Source organism: Bradyrhizobium cenepequi, assembly GCF_020329485.1.
Taxonomy (GTDB): domain Bacteria; phylum Pseudomonadota; class Alphaproteobacteria; order Rhizobiales; family Xanthobacteraceae; genus Bradyrhizobium; species Bradyrhizobium cenepequi.
The window spans coordinates 78,888-97,354 of the sequence record NZ_JAGKJI010000016.1; the positions used below are offsets into that span (position 1 = coordinate 78,888).

Here is an 18,467-nt window from a genome sequence, read left to right on the forward strand (position 1 = left end):
GCCTGCCATCGGAGTGCCGCCGCCATCCTCCGGGGACGGATAGCGGAAGCAACGGGCTTACGTCCGGCGGCTGCAAACGTTCCAGTCGCCGAAGATTTGCACCTTTGGTTTGATCGGCTTTCATAGGTTAAGGACGCTGTCGAGGCGGCAGATTAGCTTCGCTTCCAGATCGGAGGCGGCATGAAGAAGAAGCGAAACAGATCGCGGCCGACCGAGCCATTCGAGGTCCGTTTGCAGAAATTCGCCCGCGACGCACGCGCCGCCGCGCGCCGATTGCCGCTCGGCCGCGAGCGCGATGCGTTGCTGAAGAAAGCCAGGCAGACCGAGAATGTACTCGATGTCAGCGCCATGCTTACCGTCCGCCATGTCGATGCGAGCAATGAGAGGAGAGATCAGGGAGGGGCAAAATGATCGAGGGCAAGTTTGATTCGAAAACCTTGGCAAAGATGAACGCCGCTTTGGATCAGATCTGCGAGCAAACGCAGCACGGCGGGCGCCATTCGGTTCGCAAAAGAATCGCAAGGCAAATCATCCGATGCGCCGGGAGTGGCAAGACCACGCTGGGGGAACTGATTGCCGCGGGAGAGTGTGCCCTCAGCGAACTGGCTCCCGCCGCGAAATAGCAGCGTTCGCAGGAACGCAGGACGCCTGCCGGTTCTTGTTATCCAAACAGGAAAGGCAGCAACCATGCGAGTGGCGATTACCCTTGTCTTGCTCGCGATTCTGGCGGCCGTTGGCGTCTTTGCCTATCAGGGATTGACATTGCCGGGTGCGGCGATGCCGGGCCAAGGCTACGCAGCCATGGCGATCGGCAGCGTGTTTTCCGTTGTCATCGGCGTCGGCTTGATGGCGCTGCTGTTCTATTCGAGCCGGCGCGGCTATGACGAGCCGCCGAAACTGAAATCGCGCGAGGACGGCCTGCGATAGAGCATGAAATCAGCCGGCCGCTGCGTTTGCGCCGGCCGGGAGGCGGGCGCGGATCTCCGCGATCTTGCGCTTCAGCGCTGCCTGCCGCGGATCGGGCATGGCCGCCGCACGGGCCTCCGCGATGGCCCCCGCGAGATCCGGCAAGGCAAGCACGCCATCGAAGGTCGGCTTGGCGAGATCGTCGATGATCATGTGCCAGTCGGCCAGGCCCTGGCGGTAGCTCGCGCCATAACCTTCGATCATCGTCGCCGTCTGGATGACCGCGAGGGCCCCGGCCGGCTGCTTGGCCAGGCTGCGGTTGATCATGTGCAGCCAACGCTCCACCCACACCCGCTCCTTGGCGTAGCGAACCGAGAACAACCGCCAGCGCTTGAGGGCCGCCTCAAGCTTCAGGCGGCGGATGCTGAAGCGGTTCCTGGTGGAGAAGCGGACCTTGACCGTCCTTCGTGACCAGCCCAGCCACTCCAACATATCAAGTACCGGTTCGGCGACCGCGGCCGGCAGCGAACCGACCAACTCGTCGAATCGAAATCGCCTGATGTCCACGGATCCGGGCTGCGCGCCCCTGTCGTCGAGCTCGCACAGTTTCAATTGCGCGATCCGGATCGGGTCCTCATAGGCCATGCGATGCGCCATCAGCCGCGCGATATCGGCGAGCATCGCCTCATCGACGTCGCGCCTGCCGACAAAGCGCCGCAAGCGGTCGACATAGAGCTGGGCATAGCCTGTGCTCTGATAGTCAATCAAGAGGTCAATCGCGTCGCTTGCGACCGCCGCGACGCTCTCCGGCAATCCCTCGGGGAGTACTGGTCGCGTGGCGTCCTCATCGCCGAGGAAATCGGCGAACAGATAACGCAACGAGGACAGGATGCCGTCGTCGTCCGCCACGGTTGCACTCTCGCTCGTCATGCCGGCTTCGGCTCTACCGCCGCAACGTGCTGGGCCAGCCGCTGCTCCAGCGTATCGATATTCTGGAACAGCCGCACGCTGGCAAGCCTGAGGAAGTAGAAGCCGAAGGCCGGGTTCTGCACATAAAGCTGCTCGACCTGATCGTAGCTCACCGCAAGGATGACGCCACCCTCGACGCATTCCAGCGTTTGCGTGCGCACGTTCGAGGGCGACAGCATGCCGAGTTCGCCGACAATGGCACCGACCGGCAGTTCGATGCCGGACTCGACCAGGCGGAAGCGGCCGCTGACGATGTAGAACATGCTGTCGGCCTTCTCGTCCTTGTAGAACAGGACTTCGCCGGCATTGCACTTGCGCTCGGTCATGAATGGCTTCAGCCATTCCATCGACAGATCGCTGTTGACGGATTTCCTCACGTCGCGGACGAGCTGCAGCATCTGGTGCAGGCGATAGGAATTGACCAGCAGCATGATCACCTGCAGCAGGATGACCAGATAGTTATGGATCGGGATCGCCGTGATGATCAGGACGATATTCGCGAGGATGCCGAAAACCCGCAAAGGGATCATCGTCCGCATCGTGGTGGTGGCGATCACGAAGATCGACGCGAACAAGGTGCCGGCAGTCCCTGCGTGTTGAGCAAGATGTGAGGTATCCATAGGAAACCAACCAATTTCTAAGCAGTGAATGTCGTCGCGATTTCATAATCCGAAGCCGCCCCGCACGGCAGCCTCTCCCTGATATACGGGAAACGTCGCGCTTTTGTTCGCCAATCTCACCACTTTGTCAGGCAAATTAGGCGCTGGCGAGGACGTCCGGCATGCCCAAACGGGTAAGACCGAGACGGAATGCAGCCATTTGCCAGCCGTCGTTGACGGGGTTGGCAGGGAAAGGCACCTTCCGGCAGCGGGCGTGGATTACCACGTCCGCGAAGCAGCCAACAGGCCCGAGCTCGCCGAGACGATCGACGCCGAGACCGAGGCCAGGCGGCGTGAGCTGGAGAACCAACAATGGAGCAAACCATGTCTGACGCGGCAGAGACCGCAACCCCGCCGCTGCTCGAGATTTCGGGCCCTCGCGCCACCATCCGCCTCAACCGTCCGAAGCACATGAACCGGCTGCAGGCGGAAGATCTGGTCGAGCTGGTGGGACTGTTCCACCGCGTCGAGGCCGATCCGGCCGTCCGCGTGCTGGTCCTGACCGGCACCGGCCGCGCTTTCTCCGCCGGCTATGATCTCAATTCGGTATCGGCGCGCGCCACGGGCGACGAGCCGAGCACGGGTTCCGCGTTCGAAGGCGTGGCGAACCGACTCGAAGATCTCGGCGTGCCCACGATCTGCCGGCTCAATGGCGGCGTCTATGGCGGTTCGACCGATCTGGCGCTCGCCTGCGACTTCCGCATCGGCGTCGACACCGCGGAGATGTTCATGCCGGCGGCAAAGCTTGGCCTGCATTATTACCCGAGCGGGATCAGGCGCTACGTGACGCGGCTCGGCTTCGACAACGCCAAGATGCTGTTCCTGACCGGGCAGAAGATCGGCGCGGTGGAAATGCTGCGGATCGGCTATCTCACCGCGATGGTGCCGGAGGAAGCGCTGGACGAGGAGGTCGACCGGCTTGCCAATATTCTCGCCGCCAATGCGCCTCGCGCGATGGCCGGCATGAAGCGCGCCATCAACGAATTCGCCCGCGGCGCGCTGGACTCGGAAGCTGCCGACCACCGACACCGCGAAAGCCTGCGCGGCCCCGAGATCCAGGAGGGGATCAGGGCACGGGCCGAAAAGCGGCCGCCAAGGTTTTAGAGGATGCTCACCCTCCCCTGCAAGGGGAGGGTCGGTTCGCATGCAGCGAAGCGGAATGCGAAACGGGGAGGGGTCAGCTCTCTCAACACGGGCAGTGTCACACGCGGAGAGACCTGACCCCTCCCCGCCGCTCATTTCATTCGCGTCGACCCTCCCCTTGCAGGGGAGGGTGAGAGTCACCTGAAGAGACTACTCGTCCACAAACGTCACGGTATCCGCGACGGTCGCCCTTGATGTCCGATAGCTGTTCACCTTGTGGCCGTGGTCGGCGTAGCCAAACGAGATGCCGCAGACGACGCGGCGGTCGTCGGGCAGATCGAAGTGGCGGCGGATCAGGCCGGAATGCCGCGCCAGCGCCGCCTGCGGGATGGTGCCGAGCCCGAGTGCCTGGGCGGCCAGCAGGAAGTTAGAGACATAGGCGCCGCAATCGATCGCACCGTAGATACCGAGCGGCTCGTTGGTATGGATGATCGCGACATGCGGCGCGCCGAAGAAATTGTAGTTCTCCAGCGCCTGTCTTGCGTACGCGGCCTTGTCGCCTCTGATGATGCCGAGCGTGTTGTAGAGCTGGAAGCCGCTCTCGCGGCGGCGCGCGAGATAGACCCCGACATATTCGCGTGGCGGCGCGAAGTCATGGTCGTCCCCGGCGCCGGAAGCCGCCTCGGCATAGATCAATTTGCGGAACCGTTCCTTGGCCTCGCCGCTTGCGATCAGGACCTGCCAGGGCTGGCTGTTGCACCACGACGCGGTGCGCTGCGCGACGTTAAGCACTTGCTTGATGATCTCCCGCGGCACTTCGCGCGGCAGGAAGGCGCGCACGGAGTAGCGCTCGTTCAGGAGCTCTTCGAGCACGCCGATGCGGTCTTCCGTCGTGTAGTGCGGGCTCGGCGTTTTCGCATCCATGATCAACGTCCTTTGGTTGGGATCTTGTTGAACGGCACGTCCTTGTCGACCCGGATGTCGCCGGGCAGGCCAAGCACGCGTTCGGCGATGATGTTGCGCAAAATTTCATCCGTGCCGCCGGCGATACGCATCGACGGCGAGGTCAGCAGCATCTGCTGGAACTGGCCGTTCGCCTCTTCCTCCGAAGCGCCCGTGAGCGCGCCGGCGGCGCCTTCCAGGTCCATCGCATAAGTCGCGATGTCCTGCAGCATGGTGCCGGCGACGAGCTTGCCGATCGAGTTCTCCGGCCCAGGACGCTCGCCCTTGGAGAGCGAAGAGATTGCGCGATAGCTGGTGTATTTCAGCCCGCTTGCCTTCACAGCCCAACTCGCGAGCCTCGAACGCACGGCGGGATCATCGATCGCAAGGCCGTCGTCCATCATCAAACTCGAGCAGAACTCGAACATTTCGGGAAAGCCGGTCGCGAGCCGCGCGCCGATCGACATGCGCTCGTTCATCAAGGTGGTCAGCGAGACGTTCCAGCCATCGCCGACCGCGCCAAGCCGTTGGCTGTCCGGGATCACCACGTCGGTGAAATAGACCTCGTTGAACTCCTGCATGCCGTTGGCCTGCTTGATCGGGCGCACTTCGACGCCTTTGCTCTTCATGTCCAGGAAGAACATGGTGAGTCCCTTGTGCTTTGGCACGCTCGGATCGGTGCGCGTGATCAAGAGCCCGTAATCGGAATAATGCGCACCAGACGTCCAGATCTTCTGGCCGTTGATGATCCAGTTGTCGCCCTGCTTTTCCGCGCGCGTGCGCAGCCCCGCGACGTCGGAGCCGCCCGCAGGCTCGGAAAAGAGCTGGCACCAGATCTCTTCACCCGAAGCAAGCTTCGGCAGATAGCGGCGCTTATGCTCCTCGCTGCCATAGGCCATCACGGTCGGGCCGCACATGCCCTCGCCGATCTGGAACGGCTGCGTGAGCTTGCCATAGACGCCTTCCTCTTGCTGCCAGATCACCTTCTCGATCGGGGTCGCACCGCGGCCGCCATATTCCTTCGACCAATGCAGGCAGGCCCAACCGCCCTCGGCCTTCTTCTTCTGCCAGGCCTTGCCGACCTCGACGATGTCGTGATTGGTAAGGCGGATGCGGCCAAGCGAGGATTTCGAGAGCTCCGCCTCGAGTTCCTTTGGCGCGTTGGCGTCAATCCATTTGCGGGCGGTGGCGCGGAATTCGGCTTCCTGCGGGGTGTCGTCGAAATTCATTGGCGGACCTCTCGATCTCTGTTCTCGTTCGCTATTAGCTCCTCATGGTGAGGAGGCGCAAAGCGCCGTCTCGAACCACGAGGCCCCGGCCGGGCCTGCATCCTTCGAGACGCCCGCTCTGCGGGCTCCTCAGGATGAGGGTCTAGGATCTTCCCTTGGTCGGTATCTGGTTGAACGGCACGTCCTTGTCGACCCTGATGTCACCGGGCAATCCCAATACCCGTTCAGCGATGATATTGCGCATGATCTCGTCGGTGCCACCCTCGACCCGCGTGCCGGGCGCACGGAGCAGCATCGCCTGGAACTTGCCGGCGAGTTCCGCGTCTTCCGGCCCGCTCACGACGCCGGCGGCGCCCTGCAGGTCGAGCGCGTACATCGCGACCTCCTGGATCATCGAGCCCGCTACGAGCTTGCCGATGGAATTCTCCGGACCGGGCCGCTCGCCTTTCGACAGCGCAGAGATCGCGCGCATGCTGGTGTATTTCAACCCGCTCGCCTTCACCGCGTAGTTTGCGAGCCTTGAACGAACGCTGCGGTCTTCGATCGCGGGGCCGTCTTCCAGCATCAGATTATTGCAGAACTCGAACAGCTCCGGGAAACCGGTCGCAACACCCGCACCGATCGACATGCGCTCGTTCATCAACGTGGTCAGCGAGACGTTCCAGCCGTCATTGACTTCGCCAAGCCGCTGATGGTCGGGGATTCTGATGTCGGTGAAATAGACTTCGTTGAAGTCGGACTGCCCGCTGGCCTGCTTGATCGGCCGCACCTCGACACCCGGGCTCTTCATGTCCAGGAAGAACATCGTGAGTCCCTTGTGCTTAGGGACAGCGGGATCGGTCCGGGTGAGCAGGATGCCGTAGTCGGAATAATGCGCGCCCGACGTCCAGATCTTCTGCCCGTTGATGATCCAGTCGTCGCCTTTTTTCTCCGCGCGGGTACGAAGCCCCGCGACGTCGGAACCACCGGCGGGTTCCGAGAAGAGCTGGCACCAGATCTTTTCGCCTGAGGCCAGCGGCGGCAGATAGTGGCGCTTATGCTCCTCGCGGGCGAACGCCATCATGGTCGGGCCGCACATGCCATGGCCGATGATGAACATCGCGGAGAGCCTGCCGTACGGGCCTTCTTCCTGTTGCCAGATCACGCGCTCGATCGGCGAGGCGCCACGGCCACCATATTCCTTTGGCCAGTGCAGGCAGGCCCAACCGGCATCCGCCTTTTTCTTCTGCCAGGCTCTTGCGACCTCTAGAATATTGGCATTCTTGAGCTGAGTACGGCCGAGCGAGGATTTGCGCAGCTCTTCCTCGTATTGCTTCGGGGCGTTCGCCGCGATCCAGGCTCTCGCCTCGGCGCGGAACGCGGCTTCCTGCGGGGTGTCGTCGAAGTTCATCTTCTAAATCCTCGGCCGTGGTTCGTGGCGTCGTAGGATGGGTAGAGCGCAGCGAAACCCATCAGTTGCCGCCACCGGTTTGATGGGTTTCGCTTCGCTCTACCCATCCTACGGTCACTACGATTTACGCCGCGTTCTTCTTGCGCATGCGGTCGATCAGCGCATCCTCCCAATAGGAGAGGCTGCCGAGGCCGAGCGCGGTGGCATTGGCGCGGCGGTAGTACATGTGGCAGTCGAACTCCCAGGTGAAACCCATGCCGCCATGGACCTGGATGTTGTTCTTGGCGCAGTGCTGGAACGCCTGCGTCGCGCTGATCCGCGCAGCCGCAGCCGCTTCCGGCAATTCCGCGGCGTTGGTCGAGAGTGCCCAGGCGCCGTAGTAGCAATTGGAGCGCGCCAGGGTCGCCGAGACATACATGTCGGCAAGGATGTGTTTCACCGCCTGGAAAGAGCCGATCGGCCGACCAAAGGCGATGCGATCGAGCGCGTAATCGCGCCCCATCTCCAGCGCGCGGTCGGCGCCGCCGACCTGCTCGAACGCCAGGAGCACTGCGGCGCGGTCGAGCACTTGCGAAATAATTCCCCAGCCTTCGCCGGTGGCTCCAAGCGGTTCGGCCCTGGCGTTGCTGAAAATGATCTCCGCCTGGCCGCGGGTCGGATCGATGTTGGTCAATTCCTTGACCTCGACACCGCCGCCCTTGAGGTCGACCAGGAACAGCGAGATATCTGCATCGCGTCCCGTCGAGCCGGTGCGCGCGGCAACCACCGCGAAATCGGCGATGGCGCCGTCCGGCACCGGCTTCTTGGTGCCGTTAAGCGAATCACCCGAGGCGGTGAGCTTGATCACCTTCGGCGATGGATTGCCCTTGCCCTCGAATAGTGCCAGCGTGCCGATGGCTTCGCCTGCGGCGATCTTCGGCAGCCATTTCCGCTTCTGCGCGTCGCTGCCTGCGAGCATTAAGGCTTCCGCCGCGAGATAGACGGTGGAGGAGAACGGCACCGGCGCCAACGCCCGGCCCATCTCTTCCGCGATCACGCAGAGTTCGAGATGGCCCGCGCCCGCGCCGCCGAACTGTTCGGGGATCGCGACGCCAAGGAAACCCATCTCTGCGAGGCCCTTCCACAGATCCTTGTCGTAGGCGGCCTCGCCGTCCAGCACCGCGCGCACCGCTTTCGGCGGGCATTGCTCGCTAAGGAATTTCCGCGCCTCGTCGCGCATCTGCTTCTGTTCGTCGGAAAAATCGAAATTCATGGCGTTTCACTCGGGTTGATGATGGCTTGCCTTGTAGGATGGGTGGAGCGAAGCGATACCCATCGACTGTCCGGTCACACGTGATGGGTGTCGCTGCGCTCTACCCATCCTACGATCAATTCAGGATGATCACGTCCTCCCCCGGCTTATCAGCATAGAGTCTTTCCACCAGCGCCGCACGACGTTCCAAACCGGCGCGCTGGTTGATGTAGCCCTTGTCGGTGAGCTCGTTGCCGTCGATCGAGGGCGGCTCGACCATCAGCATCGCGCGCGAGATGCGCCGGCTGCTGGCGCCGGAGATGGAAGCATTGTGCTTCTCCAGTCCGCGCCTGAAACAGGCGATCACCTCCGGATGCTTCACCGCGTCTTCGAATGTTGCGTTGGGATCGCCGATGAGTTGCCGGCAGGCATGAAGATTGGGCCAGGCGAGCAGGCCGATGAAGGGGCGATCCTGCCCGGCCACCAGCGCGTCGTGCACCACCGGCGTTGCCGCCGCGATCGCATCGGTGCGGAGCGAGCCGACGTGCACGAAGGTGCCTGTCGTGAGCTTGAAATCTTCGACCACGCGGCCGGCAAAGATGATGCCTTGCACGGGATCATCGGGGTCGACGAACACGCCGGCATCACCGATGCAGTAAAAACCTTCCTCGTCGAACACCGATCTGGTGAGCTCGGGCTGGCCGAAATAGCCGGGCGTGACGTTGACGCCGCGCAGGCGCAATTCATATTTTGCGCCGCACGGCACCATCTTCAGTTCGACGCCGGGGAACGGCAGGCCGATCAGGCCGACACGCTCGGTGTCCCAATAGGTGCCGGTCGAGGTCGGAGCGGTCTCGGTCGAACCCCAGCCGGTGTAGAACACGATGCGTTCGCCGGTGGTACGCACCGCGAGCGCTTGCATGCGATCGTAGAGATCATCCGGCAGCCGCGCGCCGCCATAGGCCATCACGGAGAGATTCCTGAAGAAGCTGTGGCACAGCACATCGTCCTTTTCCATCGCAGCCGCCAGCGCGGCATAGCCAGCGGGGACGTTGGCGTAATAGGTCGGCGAGATCTCGCGCAGGTTACGGATGGTCTCGTCGAACTGGCCGGGCATCGGCCGGCCGTCGTCGATGTAGAGCGTGCCGCCGTCGATCAGCACCGGGTTGAACAGCGCATTGCCGCCCATGGTGTGATTCCAGGGCATCCAGTCGAGATAGGTCGCGAGCGGCCCATTGGGATCGCGCGGCCGCACCTGCGTCATCATCGCGGCATTGGCGCACATCATCTCCTGGGTGTTGATGACGGCCTTGGGCATGCCGGTCGAGCCTGAGGTGAACAGCAGCTTGCCGACCGTTTGCGACGTGATCTGCGCGATCGAAGCTTCGACATCGTCAGTGACTGGAGTAGCCGTAAGCTCGGCGAAGCTGACGCTCTTGATGCCCTCGCAGGGGCGCGCGACGTGGACGACGGTGACGCCGTCCAGATCAAGTGCGCGCAGGGCCTTCTCGAAGGTCAGCCCGTCCTGCACCATGATTACGGCCGGCTTGACCAGGTCGAACAGATATTTAAGCTTGAGGTGATCCTGGCTCATCAACGAATAGGCCGGCGACACCGGCGCTGCCGGCAGCCGCGCCTGCATCGCCGCCTGCGTCATCAGCGCGTGCTCGATCGAGTTACCCGAGAGGATCGTGACCGGACGGCCGGGCTCGAGCTTCAGATTGAGCAAACCTTGCGTGAGCGCATCCACCGTGCGCTTGGCTTCAGCATAGCATAGGTTGCGCCATTGCCGCTCGGGGCCGGTGCGCTGGGCAAGCCAGGTCCGCTCCGGCGCCTCCCTTGCCCATTTCGCGAGTGATGCAGGAATATGCGTCTCGTAAGGGCTGAGCGAAATGCGCGACTTCAGGACGATCGCGCCGTCGTCTCGCCGATCGACGGCGATGTCGCGCGGCAGCCATTCGATCTTGCGGAATCCCGGCTTGCCCAGCACCTCGGCCGCATTCCCATCCATGTTGCGTCTCCCGGAAATTCTTGTCCTTTGCGGACCTTTCGTTGCTAGCGCCTGATATACACAGGCTTTCGTTTTTCGAGAAAGGCCCTGATACCTTCGGCAAAATCTTCCGAGCGGCTGCACAGGACCTGGTTGCGGTCCTCCATCGCAATCGCCGCTTCCAGGGAGCCAGCATCGACGCTCATGTTGAGCCATTCCTTCGAGAGCCTCAGGCCTACAGGTGATGCCGCCAGCATCGCATCGATGTAAGGCTCGGCCGCCGCATCGAGCCCACCCTCCTCGACCACTTCAGAGATGAGACCGACCGCGAGCGCGCGCTCCGCACCAATGAAGCGGCCGGTGAGGATCAGCTCAGATGCAACGGAGACGCCGACGAGGCGCGGCAGGAAATAGCTGGTGCCGATATCGCAGCCGCCGAGGCCGAGCTTGATGAAGGCGCAATTCATCCGCGCCGATCTGGTCGCGATGCGGATATCGGAAGCGAGCGCCAACGCAAAGCCGCCGCCGGCGGCGGCGCCCTGGATCAGCGCAATGATCGGCTGCGGGCACCGCCGCATCAGCATGACGATGTCGGCGATGCGACGCTGCGAGTCCAGCGACTCGGTGACATCAGGCGGCTCCTGCTGCCCGGCGCGGCGCTGCATCGCGTGTTTGAGATCGAGGCCGGCGCAGAAGTTCTGCCCGGCGCCTTTCAGCACGACGACGCGCGTATCGCGGTTGCGCTGCAGGCCCTGGAAATAGACATTCAACGCGTCGATCAGCGAAGGATCGAGCGCGTTCAGGCTCTCGGGGCGATCGAGCGTCACCCAGTCGACGCCGTCGTGATGTTCGATCAGAAGCGGTTGGGTCACGCTTAACTCCTGCCTCACCCGAACGCGATGCCAATTGCTGCGCCCTCTCCCCTTGTGGGAGAGGGCTACACCGGCATTGGCCGTGCATTCGATACGGTGAGGGGTTGCCAGCCGGAGAGAACCCCTCATCCGGCGCGGATTTCATCCGCGCCACCTTCTCCCGCAAGGGGAGAAGGGAAGAGAGAAGCGCCTACCGCGGGGCCATGCGAATGGCGCCATCGAGGCGGATGGTTTCGCCGTTGAGCATGGCGTTCTCGACGATATGCACGGCGAGCGCACCGTATTCATCGGGCTCACCGAGACGGGCCGGATGCGGCACCTGGGCGCCGAGGCTCTTGCGCGCTTCCTCGTTCAAGCCCATCAACAGCGGCGTGAAGAAGATGCCAGGCGCAATCGTGTTGACGCGGATCTTCAGGCTTGCGAGATCGCGCGCGGCCGGCAAGGTCAAGCCGACGATGCCGCCCTTCGAGGCGGAATAGGCAATCTGGCCGATCTGGCCTTCATAGGCGGCAACCGAGGCGGTGTTAACGACGACGCCACGCTCTTCGCCGATCGGCTGGGCGGTGGCAAGTCGCTCCGCGAACAGGCGCAGCACGTTGAAGGTGCCGATCAGGTTGACATTGATGATGCGCGTGAACTTTTCCAGCGGATAGACGCCATCCTTGCCGACCACGCGCTGCGAGCCGCCGATGCCGGCGCAGTTCATCAGCACGCGCGCAATGCCATGCGCGGCCTCCGCCTTGGCGATCGCCGCCTTCACTTGCTCCTCGCTGGTGACGTCGGCATGAAGCGCGACGCCCTTCACTTCGGCTGCGATCTTCTCGGCGTTTTCCTTGTTCTGGTCGAGCACGCCGATCTTGGCGCCCTTCGCGGCCATGGCGCGCGCGGTGGCGGCGCCAAGTCCGGAGCCACCGCCGGTGATGAGAACGGCAACGTCTTTCAACTGCATGGGTACAACCTTTCCTTGGGCGTTTCTTTCTCTAGACTCGGGACTTCCAGAACTCAGCTAGTCACTCGGCCGCAACACCTTTCTGGGTCGACGGATTCAGCATGCCGCCGAAGATCAGCGCTTCCATATGCTTGATGTATTCGCGGCAGACCTCATCGGTGACCGGGCCGACGCCGGTCGCGCGCGACATGGCTTGGCGACCGAAGAACAGGTGATCGCAGGCGCCGATCAGGCTGGTGTAGAACAACACCGGATCGACCTCGCGGAATTCGCCGGCTCGCACGCCTTCATCGAGCAGGCGGCGATGGAAATCCAGGAGCGGCGCGACGAAGAATTTCGAGACTTCGTCGGCGGCCTCCGCGCTGCTCTCATGCAGGAGATAATGGATCAGCCGGTTCATATAGGGGAACTGGTGATACGCGCGGATGATGCCGCCAATGTGCAGCCGCAGCTTCGCGGTCGGGGAGATCGGCTGGCCTAAGAGATATTCGAGCTGCGACATCTCGGTTGCGGCGTCGCGCGCGAGCAGCGCCAGCAGCAAACCGTCCTTGTTGCCGAAGTGATACTTCACCAGCGCGGCGTTGACGCCGGACTTTTGGGCGATGTCGGACAGCGACACGTCGATCGAAGCGCGTTCGATCATCAGCTCGCTCGCGGCAACCAGCAGCTTCTCCGCCGTCGGGTTCCTGCCCGCCGGAAATCGCGTCGGTACGGTGGTATTCAACTCTATTGCCATCTGCCTGCCGAGAACGTCCGCCGGGCAGATAACCCGATGCTGCGCCTCACCTCAAGAGTTAATTGATTGATTGACTAAATCCGTAGGCACCCTTTTAATCCCGCCATCCTTCGAAACGCCCATCCAGAACACCTAAGGGAGAATAAGACATGGCCGAGGCCTATATCGTCGCCGCCGCTCGCACCGCCGGCGGCCGCAAGGGAGGACGTCTTGCCGGCTGGCATCCGGCCGACCTGGCCGCGACCGTGCTGGACACGCTGGTCGAGCGCTCCGGCGCCGATCCGGCTGAGGTCGAGGACGTGATCATAGGCTGCGTGATGCAGGCCGGCGAGCAATCCAACAACATCGCGCGCAACGCGGTGATGGCCTCGAAGCTGCCGGAAAGCGTGCCCGGCACCTCGATCGACCGGCAATGCGGCTCCTCGCAGCAGGCGCTGCACTTCGCGGCGCAGGCCGTGATGTCCGGCTCGATGGACATCGTGATCGCCGCCGGCGTGGAATCGATGACGCGGGTGCCCATGGGCCTTGCCTCGTCGCTGCCGCAGAAGAACGGGTTCGGCTACTACAAGAGCCCGAACATCGAGAAGCGCTACCCCAACATCATGTTCAGCCAGTTCACCGGCGCGGAGATGATGGCGGAGAAATACGGCCTCTCCAAAGACGAGCTCGATGACTTTTCCTATGGCAGCCACCAGCGTGCGATTGCGGCCACGCAGGCCGGCCACTTCAAGGACGAGATCGTGCCGGTGCAGATCACGCGCGCCGACGGTACCACCGATACCCATCATATCGACGAAGGCATCCGCTTCGACGTCAGCCGCGAGGGCATCAAGGGCGTCAAGCTGATCGCCGAGAACGGCAAGCTGACGGCCGCAAGCTCGAGCCAGATCTGCGACGGCGCCTCCGGCGTGCTCGTTGTCAACGAGAAGGGGCTGAAGCGGCTCGGGGTCAAGCCGCTGGCGCGCATCTATCACATGAGCATGCTGGGCCATGATCCCGTGATCATGCTGGAGGCGCCGCTGCCGGCCACCGAACGCGCGCTGAAGAAGGCCGGCATGAAGATCGACGACATCGACCTGTTCGAGGTCAACGAGGCCTTCGCCTCGGTGCCAACTGCGTGGCTGAAGACCACCGGCGCCGATCCGGCCAGGCTCAACGTCAATGGCGGTGCTATTGCGCTCGGCCATCCGCTCGGCGGCTCCGGCACCAAGTTGATGACCACGCTTATCAACGCACTCAAGCAGCGCAACAAGCGTTACGGCCTGCAGACCATGTGTGAGGGCGGCGGGATGGCGAATGTGACGATCGTGGAACGGCTGTAAGCCGCTTCGGTTTCGTCTCGCACGAAAGGTGTCGTCCCGGGCTTGCCCCGGGACCCATAACCACAGGCGTTCGTGGTTATGCCCGGCTGGGGCTCCAGCCCAATTTCAAGACCACGGTCAGTGGTTATGGGTCTCCTCGTTCGCGGGGACGACAGAAAATCCCCAAGGAAACGCCTGTGACCCACCCCTCGCTTCACGCGCGCACGCATCCGGAAAAGATCGCCTACCAGATGGCCGGCACTGGTAAGGCGATCACCTATCGCGAGCTCGACGAGCTCTCGAACCAGGGCGCGCATCTCTTCCGTTCGCTCGGACTGAAGGCCGGCGACCATATCGCCTTCCTGATGGAGAACCGGCTCGCCTTCATGGAGATCTGCTGGGCGGCGCAGCGCGCAGGCCTCTATTACACCGCGATCAGCCGCTACCTGAAGCAGGACGAGATCGCCTACATCATCAAGGATTGCGGCGCCAAGGTCTTCATCACCTCGCCGAAATGCGCCGAGCAGGTGGCCGGCCTCGTCAAGGGCGAGCCGGGCGAACCACTGTGGTTCATGATGGACGAGCCGCTGCCGGGCTTCCGCTCCTTCGACAAGGAAGCGATCTTACAGCCGACCACGCCGATCGCGGACGAGATCGCAGGCTACGACATGCTGTATTCCTCCGGCACCACCGGCCGGCCCAAGGGCATCAAGAAACAGTTCGAAGGCAACCCAATCGACGTGCCGAACCCGTTCCTGCGCGTGCTGTGCGCCGATATGTGCGGCATGAACGCGGACACCATCTATCTGTCGCCGGCGCCGCTCTATCACGCGGCTCCCTTGCGCTTCAACATGATGGCGATCGTGCTCGGCGGCACCTCCATCATCATGGAATCCTTCGACGCAGAGGAATTCCTGAAGCTCGTCGAGAAGCACAAGGTGACGCAGTCGCAGCTGGTACCGACCATGTTCGTGCGCATGCTGAAGCTGCCCGACGACGTGCGCTCGCGCTACGGCGTCTCCTCGCTGAAGGGCGCGATCCATGCAGCCGCGCCCTGCCCGGTCGACGTCAAGGCGCAGATGATCGAATGGTGGGGGCCGATCCTGATCGAGTATTACGCGGGCTCGGAGGGCAATGGCGTCACGGTGTCGACCTCGCAGCAATGGCTGGAGCACCGCGGCACAGTCGGCCGCGCTGTCGTCGGCAAGGTGAAGATCCTCGACGAGAACGACGAGGAGCTGCCGCCGGGCGAGATCGGCACGGTCTATTTCGCCGATGCGCCCGCGTTCACGTATCACAACGATCCGGAGAAGACGAAACGCGCCTACAACACGAAGGGTTGGTCGACGCTCGGCGATGTCGGCTATCTCGACAAGGACGGCTTCCTCTATCTCACTGACCGCAAGAGCTACATGATCATCTCCGGCGGCGTGAACATCTATCCGCAGGAGGCCGAGGATGTGCTGATCACGCATCCTGATGTCTCCGATGTCGCGGTGTTCGGCGTGCCGAACGAGGAGATGGGCGAAGAGGTCAAGGCAGTAGTTCAGCCACACGACATGGCGAAGGCCGGCAAGGAGCTCGAGGCCGAACTGATCGCCTTCTGCAAGTCGCGGCTGTCTGCGATCAAATGCCCGCGCTCGATCGATTTCGAAGCCGAGCTGCCGCGCACGCCGACAGGCAAGCTGGTGAAGCGCCACCTGCGCGACCGCTATTGGCCAAAGACGGCGAAGGTGTGAGAGCGCAGTTGTAAGGTGGGCAAAGCGAAGCGTGCCCACCATCCACGTTCGGTGCAAAAAAAGGTGGGCACGCTTCGCTTTGCCCACCTTACGGCGAAGCTTTTCCATCATGCACAGGCTTGTCCCGGGCATCCACGTCTTTACAGTTGCGCGCAATAACAACGTGGAAACGCCATGACTCTCCCCGACATTCCGCTGCCCGCCGGCATCCGCTCCCGCTACGTCGACGACATCAACGGCTTGCGCATGCATGTGCTCGAGGCTGGCTTCGAAACCGAAGGTCGGCCCTGTCTCCTGCTGCTGCACGGCTTTCCCGAACTGGCGTTCTCCTGGCGCAAGGTGATGCCGGCGCTGGCTGAGGCCGGATATCACGTGATTGCGCCGGACCAGCGCGGCTATGGGCGCACCACCGGCTGGGACCCGAGCTACAACGGCGACCTCGCCTCGTTCCGTCTTCCCAATCTCGTGCGCGATGCGCTGGGGCTGGTGTCTGCGTTCGGCTACAGAAACGTCGATGCCGTGATCGGGCACGATTTCGGCTCTTCCGTCGCAGCATGGTGCGCGCTGATCCGGCCGGATGTGTTCCGGGCAGTCACCATGATGAGCGCACCATTCGGCGGTCCGCCGTCGCTGCCGTTCAACACCGCGGATGCACCGATGAAGCCGGCTGCAGAGGATCCGGTGCATCGCGAACTCGCTGCGCTGCCGCGGCCGCGCAAGCATTATCAATGGTACTACTCGACGCGCGAGGCCAATGCCGACATGCACGGCGCGCCGCAAGGCGTGCATGATTTCCTGCACGCCTACTACCACCACAAGAGTGCGGACTGGAAAGACAACAAGCCCTATCCGCTGAAGTCCTGGTCGGCGGGCGAACTGGCGAAGCTGCCGACCTATTACATCATGGATCTCGCCGAGGGCATGGCCGCCACGGTCGCAAAGGAGATGCCGTTGGCCGCGGAGATCGCCGCCAATCAATGGCTGCCGGACCGCGAACTTGCGTTCTATAGCGCCGAGTACGAGCGCACCGGCTTCCAGGGCGGGCTGCAATGGTACCGCTGCGGCACTTCGGGCGCCTTCGTTCCGGAGCTGCAGATCTGGTCGGGTTGCAGCATCGACGTGCCCTCCTGCTTCATCTCCGGCCGGCAGGACTGGGGCACTTACCAGCGGCCCGGCGTGTTCGAGGCGATGCAGTCGAAGGCCTGCACCAACATGATCGGCTGTCATCTCATCGATGGCGCCGGTCATTGGGTGCAGCAAGAGCAGCCGGCGGAGGTCAGCCGGCTCCTGCTCGCATTCCTGCGCAACGCGCACGGCGGGAAGGTGATTGACGCGGTCGCCAAGGCCTCCTATCTAGTTTAGAATTATTCTAAACTACGAGAAGGCGGCTCCGTGAAGAACTTTGCCGATCTGACCGAGCGCGAAGTGCTGGCGGTCGCGATCTCCTCCGAGGAGGAGGACAGCCGCATCTACATGACCTTCGCGGAGGATCTCGCTGGACGCTATCCTGATACTGCCAAGATCTTTGAGGAGATGGCCGAGGAGGAGCGTGGCCACCGGCACCGGCTACTCGAACTCTATGAGCAGCGTTTCGGCCCCCATCTGCCGCCGATCCGCCGCGAGGACGTGAAGGGATTCTTACGCCGGCGCCCGATCTGGCTGACCAAGAACCTGCCGCTCGACACCATCCGGAGAGAAGTCGAGACGATGGAGTTCGAGGCCGAGCGCTTCTATGCCAAGGCTGCCGAACAGGCCGAAGACGTCGGCGTGCGCCGCCTGCTCGGCGATCTCGCCGAGGCGGAAAGGTATCACGAAAATCTCGCGGTCAAGCTCACTGGCGACATCCTGAAGCCCGACGTGCGCGCCGAGGAAGATCGGACGCGGCGGCGGATGTTCGTCTTGCAATATGTGCAGCCCGGGCTCGCCGGACTAATGGATGGCTCGGTCTCGACATTGGCGCCGCTGTTCGCCGCCGCCTTTGCCACCCACCAGAACTGGCAGACTTTCCTGGTCGGCCTCGCCGCCTCGATCGGCGCCGGCATCAGCATGGGATTTGCCGAGGCGCTCTCCGATGACGGTTCGCTGACCGGACGCGGCTCGCCCTGGCTGCGCGGCCTCACCTGCGGATTGATGACGACGCTCGGCGGCATCGGCCACACCCTACCCTATCTCGTTCCCGATTCCTGGCCGAACGCATTCTGGATTGCGACCGCAATTGCCAGCATTATCGTGTTCTTCGAATTGTGGGCGATCGCCTTCATCCGCGCGCGCTACATGGATACGCCATTCCTGCAGGCGGTGTTCCAGATCGTGCTCGGCGGCGTAATCGTGCTCGGCGTCGGCATTCTGATCGGCGGTGCCTAAGACAAAAATCCCGATCAAGCAACAAGGCTGCATCGGCGCTACCCGAGGCATGAGTGCTTGCGAGCCTCAGGCAAAGCAAGCATCATCCACGGAGAACCGGTCGTCAC

The 18,467-nt window shown here is 63.0% G+C and carries 18 protein-coding genes; 8 read left to right on the forward strand and 10 right to left on the reverse strand.

Features of this window, described 5'->3' with window-relative positions:
• The first annotated feature begins 180 nt into the window (after positions 1-180).
• The 3 genes from J6497_RS18565 (at position 181) to J6497_RS18575 (ending at position 927) form a co-directional block, all read left to right on the forward strand.
• On the forward strand, positions 181-411 hold the full coding sequence (locus J6497_RS18565; protein WP_225705727.1) for a hypothetical protein: 231 nt from the start codon (positions 181-183) through the stop codon (positions 409-411).
• Positions 408-623, forward strand: coding sequence for a hypothetical protein (locus tag J6497_RS18570; RefSeq protein WP_225705728.1), 216 nt, complete (start codon positions 408-410; stop codon positions 621-623). Before J6497_RS18565 ends, J6497_RS18570 begins: the two co-directional genes overlap by 4 nt.
• Positions 624-687: 64 nt before the next feature.
• Positions 688-927 carry a hypothetical protein gene (locus tag J6497_RS18575; protein ID WP_225705729.1) on the forward strand — a complete coding sequence of 80 codons (240 nt, stop codon included), beginning with the start codon at positions 688-690 and terminating at the stop codon, positions 925-927.
• A 9-nt stretch (positions 928-936) separates the two neighbouring features.
• Here the strand turns inward: J6497_RS18575 and J6497_RS18580 are convergent, their stop codons facing one another.
• A complete protein-coding gene (locus tag J6497_RS18580) occupies positions 937-1,836 on the reverse strand; it encodes a DUF6537 domain-containing protein (protein ID WP_225705730.1) in 900 nt (299 codons plus the stop codon).
• On the reverse strand, positions 1,833-2,495 hold the full coding sequence (locus J6497_RS18585) for a Crp/Fnr family transcriptional regulator (RefSeq protein WP_225705731.1): 663 nt from the start codon (positions 2,493-2,495) through the stop codon (positions 1,833-1,835). Before J6497_RS18585 ends, J6497_RS18580 begins: the two co-directional genes overlap by 4 nt.
• A gap of 363 nt (positions 2,496-2,858) precedes the next feature.
• Between J6497_RS18585 and J6497_RS18590 the strand changes: the two genes are divergently transcribed.
• A complete protein-coding gene (locus tag J6497_RS18590) occupies positions 2,859-3,638 on the forward strand; it encodes an enoyl-CoA hydratase/isomerase family protein (RefSeq protein ID WP_225705732.1) in 780 nt (259 codons plus the stop codon).
• 189 nt (positions 3,639-3,827) lie between these two features.
• On the opposite strand, the gene J6497_RS18595 is transcribed toward J6497_RS18590, so the two are convergent.
• The 8 genes from J6497_RS18595 to J6497_RS18630 all read right to left on the reverse strand — a co-directional run bounded on the left by J6497_RS18595 (position 3,828) and on the right by J6497_RS18630 (position 12,956).
• Positions 3,828-4,541, reverse strand: coding sequence for a nitroreductase (locus J6497_RS18595; protein WP_225705733.1), 714 nt, complete (start codon positions 4,539-4,541; stop codon positions 3,828-3,830).
• A 2-nt stretch (positions 4,542-4,543) separates the two neighbouring features.
• Complete coding sequence (locus J6497_RS18600; RefSeq protein WP_225705734.1) at positions 4,544-5,788, reverse strand: acyl-CoA dehydrogenase; 1,245 nt, start codon at positions 5,786-5,788, stop codon at positions 4,544-4,546.
• 142 nt (positions 5,789-5,930) lie between these two features.
• Positions 5,931-7,178: an acyl-CoA dehydrogenase gene (locus J6497_RS18605; RefSeq protein ID WP_225705735.1), complete on the reverse strand. Its 1,248-nt coding sequence runs from the start codon at positions 7,176-7,178 to the stop codon at positions 5,931-5,933.
• A gap of 124 nt (positions 7,179-7,302) precedes the next feature.
• Positions 7,303-8,430 (reverse strand): acyl-CoA dehydrogenase family protein, encoded by a 1,128-nt coding sequence (locus tag J6497_RS18610; protein WP_225705736.1) that lies wholly within the window; start codon positions 8,428-8,430, stop codon positions 7,303-7,305.
• A 115-nt stretch (positions 8,431-8,545) separates the two neighbouring features.
• Positions 8,546-10,420, reverse strand: a complete 1,875-nt coding sequence (locus J6497_RS18615; protein WP_225705737.1) for an AMP-binding protein — start codon at positions 10,418-10,420, stop codon at positions 8,546-8,548.
• 44 nt (positions 10,421-10,464) lie between these two features.
• The gene (locus tag J6497_RS18620; protein ID WP_225705738.1) at positions 10,465-11,271 is read right to left on the reverse strand and encodes an enoyl-CoA hydratase/isomerase family protein; all 807 of its coding nucleotides are present in this window, start codon (positions 11,269-11,271) and stop codon (positions 10,465-10,467) included.
• A gap of 190 nt (positions 11,272-11,461) precedes the next feature.
• Positions 11,462-12,220 (reverse strand): SDR family NAD(P)-dependent oxidoreductase, encoded by a 759-nt coding sequence (locus tag J6497_RS18625; RefSeq protein WP_225705739.1) that lies wholly within the window; start codon positions 12,218-12,220, stop codon positions 11,462-11,464.
• Between the two features lie 61 nt (positions 12,221-12,281).
• Positions 12,282-12,956 carry a TetR family transcriptional regulator gene (locus tag J6497_RS18630; RefSeq protein ID WP_225705740.1) on the reverse strand — a complete coding sequence of 225 codons (675 nt, stop codon included), beginning with the start codon at positions 12,954-12,956 and terminating at the stop codon, positions 12,282-12,284.
• Between the two features lie 149 nt (positions 12,957-13,105).
• On the opposite strand from J6497_RS18630, the gene J6497_RS18635 reads away from it, so the two are divergent.
• The 4 genes from J6497_RS18635 (at position 13,106) to mbfA (ending at position 18,360) form a co-directional block, all read left to right on the forward strand.
• Positions 13,106-14,278, forward strand: coding sequence for an acetyl-CoA C-acetyltransferase (locus J6497_RS18635; RefSeq protein ID WP_225705741.1), 1,173 nt, complete (start codon positions 13,106-13,108; stop codon positions 14,276-14,278).
• Between the two features lie 176 nt (positions 14,279-14,454).
• Positions 14,455-15,996, forward strand: coding sequence for an acyl-CoA synthetase (locus J6497_RS18640; RefSeq protein ID WP_225705742.1), 1,542 nt, complete (start codon positions 14,455-14,457; stop codon positions 15,994-15,996).
• 174 nt (positions 15,997-16,170) lie between these two features.
• The gene (locus J6497_RS18645) at positions 16,171-17,358 is read left to right on the forward strand and encodes an alpha/beta hydrolase (protein ID WP_225705743.1); all 1,188 of its coding nucleotides are present in this window, start codon (positions 16,171-16,173) and stop codon (positions 17,356-17,358) included.
• A gap of 30 nt (positions 17,359-17,388) precedes the next feature.
• The gene (gene mbfA / locus J6497_RS18650; RefSeq protein WP_225705744.1) at positions 17,389-18,360 is read left to right on the forward strand and encodes an iron exporter MbfA; all 972 of its coding nucleotides are present in this window, start codon (positions 17,389-17,391) and stop codon (positions 18,358-18,360) included.
• Positions 18,361-18,467: the final 107 nt, after the last annotated feature.

Excerpts from the sequence above, each read along its gene's own strand:
- J6497_RS18645 (WP_225705743.1), top strand. The coding sequence starts at position 16,171 with ATGACTCTCCCCGACATTCCGCTGCCCGCCGGCATCCGCTCCCGCTAC.
- J6497_RS18625 (WP_225705739.1), bottom strand. The coding sequence starts at position 12,220 with ATGCAGTTGAAAGACGTTGCCGTTCTCATCACCGGCGGTGGCTCCGGA.
- J6497_RS18570 (WP_225705728.1), top strand. The coding sequence starts at position 408 with ATGATCGAGGGCAAGTTTGATTCGAAAACCTTGGCAAAGATGAACGCC.
- J6497_RS18585 (WP_225705731.1), bottom strand. The coding sequence starts at position 2,495 with ATGGATACCTCACATCTTGCTCAACACGCAGGGACTGCCGGCACCTTG.
- J6497_RS18605 (WP_225705735.1), bottom strand. The coding sequence starts at position 7,178 with ATGAACTTCGACGACACCCCGCAGGAAGCCGCGTTCCGCGCCGAGGCG.
- J6497_RS18590 (WP_225705732.1), top strand. The coding sequence starts at position 2,859 with ATGTCTGACGCGGCAGAGACCGCAACCCCGCCGCTGCTCGAGATTTCG.
- J6497_RS18610 (WP_225705736.1), bottom strand. The coding sequence starts at position 8,430 with ATGAATTTCGATTTTTCCGACGAACAGAAGCAGATGCGCGACGAGGCG.
- J6497_RS18575 (WP_225705729.1), top strand. The coding sequence starts at position 688 with ATGCGAGTGGCGATTACCCTTGTCTTGCTCGCGATTCTGGCGGCCGTT.
- J6497_RS18615 (WP_225705737.1), bottom strand. The coding sequence starts at position 10,420 with ATGGATGGGAATGCGGCCGAGGTGCTGGGCAAGCCGGGATTCCGCAAG.
- J6497_RS18600 (WP_225705734.1), bottom strand. The coding sequence starts at position 5,788 with ATGAATTTCGACGACACCCCGCAGGAAGCCGAATTCCGCGCCACCGCC.
- J6497_RS18580 (WP_225705730.1), bottom strand. The coding sequence starts at position 1,836 with ATGACGAGCGAGAGTGCAACCGTGGCGGACGACGACGGCATCCTGTCC.
- J6497_RS18630 (WP_225705740.1), bottom strand. The coding sequence starts at position 12,956 with ATGGCAATAGAGTTGAATACCACCGTACCGACGCGATTTCCGGCGGGC.
- J6497_RS18595 (WP_225705733.1), bottom strand. The coding sequence starts at position 4,541 with ATGGATGCGAAAACGCCGAGCCCGCACTACACGACGGAAGACCGCATC.
- J6497_RS18635 (WP_225705741.1), top strand. The coding sequence starts at position 13,106 with ATGGCCGAGGCCTATATCGTCGCCGCCGCTCGCACCGCCGGCGGCCGC.
- J6497_RS18565 (WP_225705727.1), top strand. The coding sequence starts at position 181 with ATGAAGAAGAAGCGAAACAGATCGCGGCCGACCGAGCCATTCGAGGTC.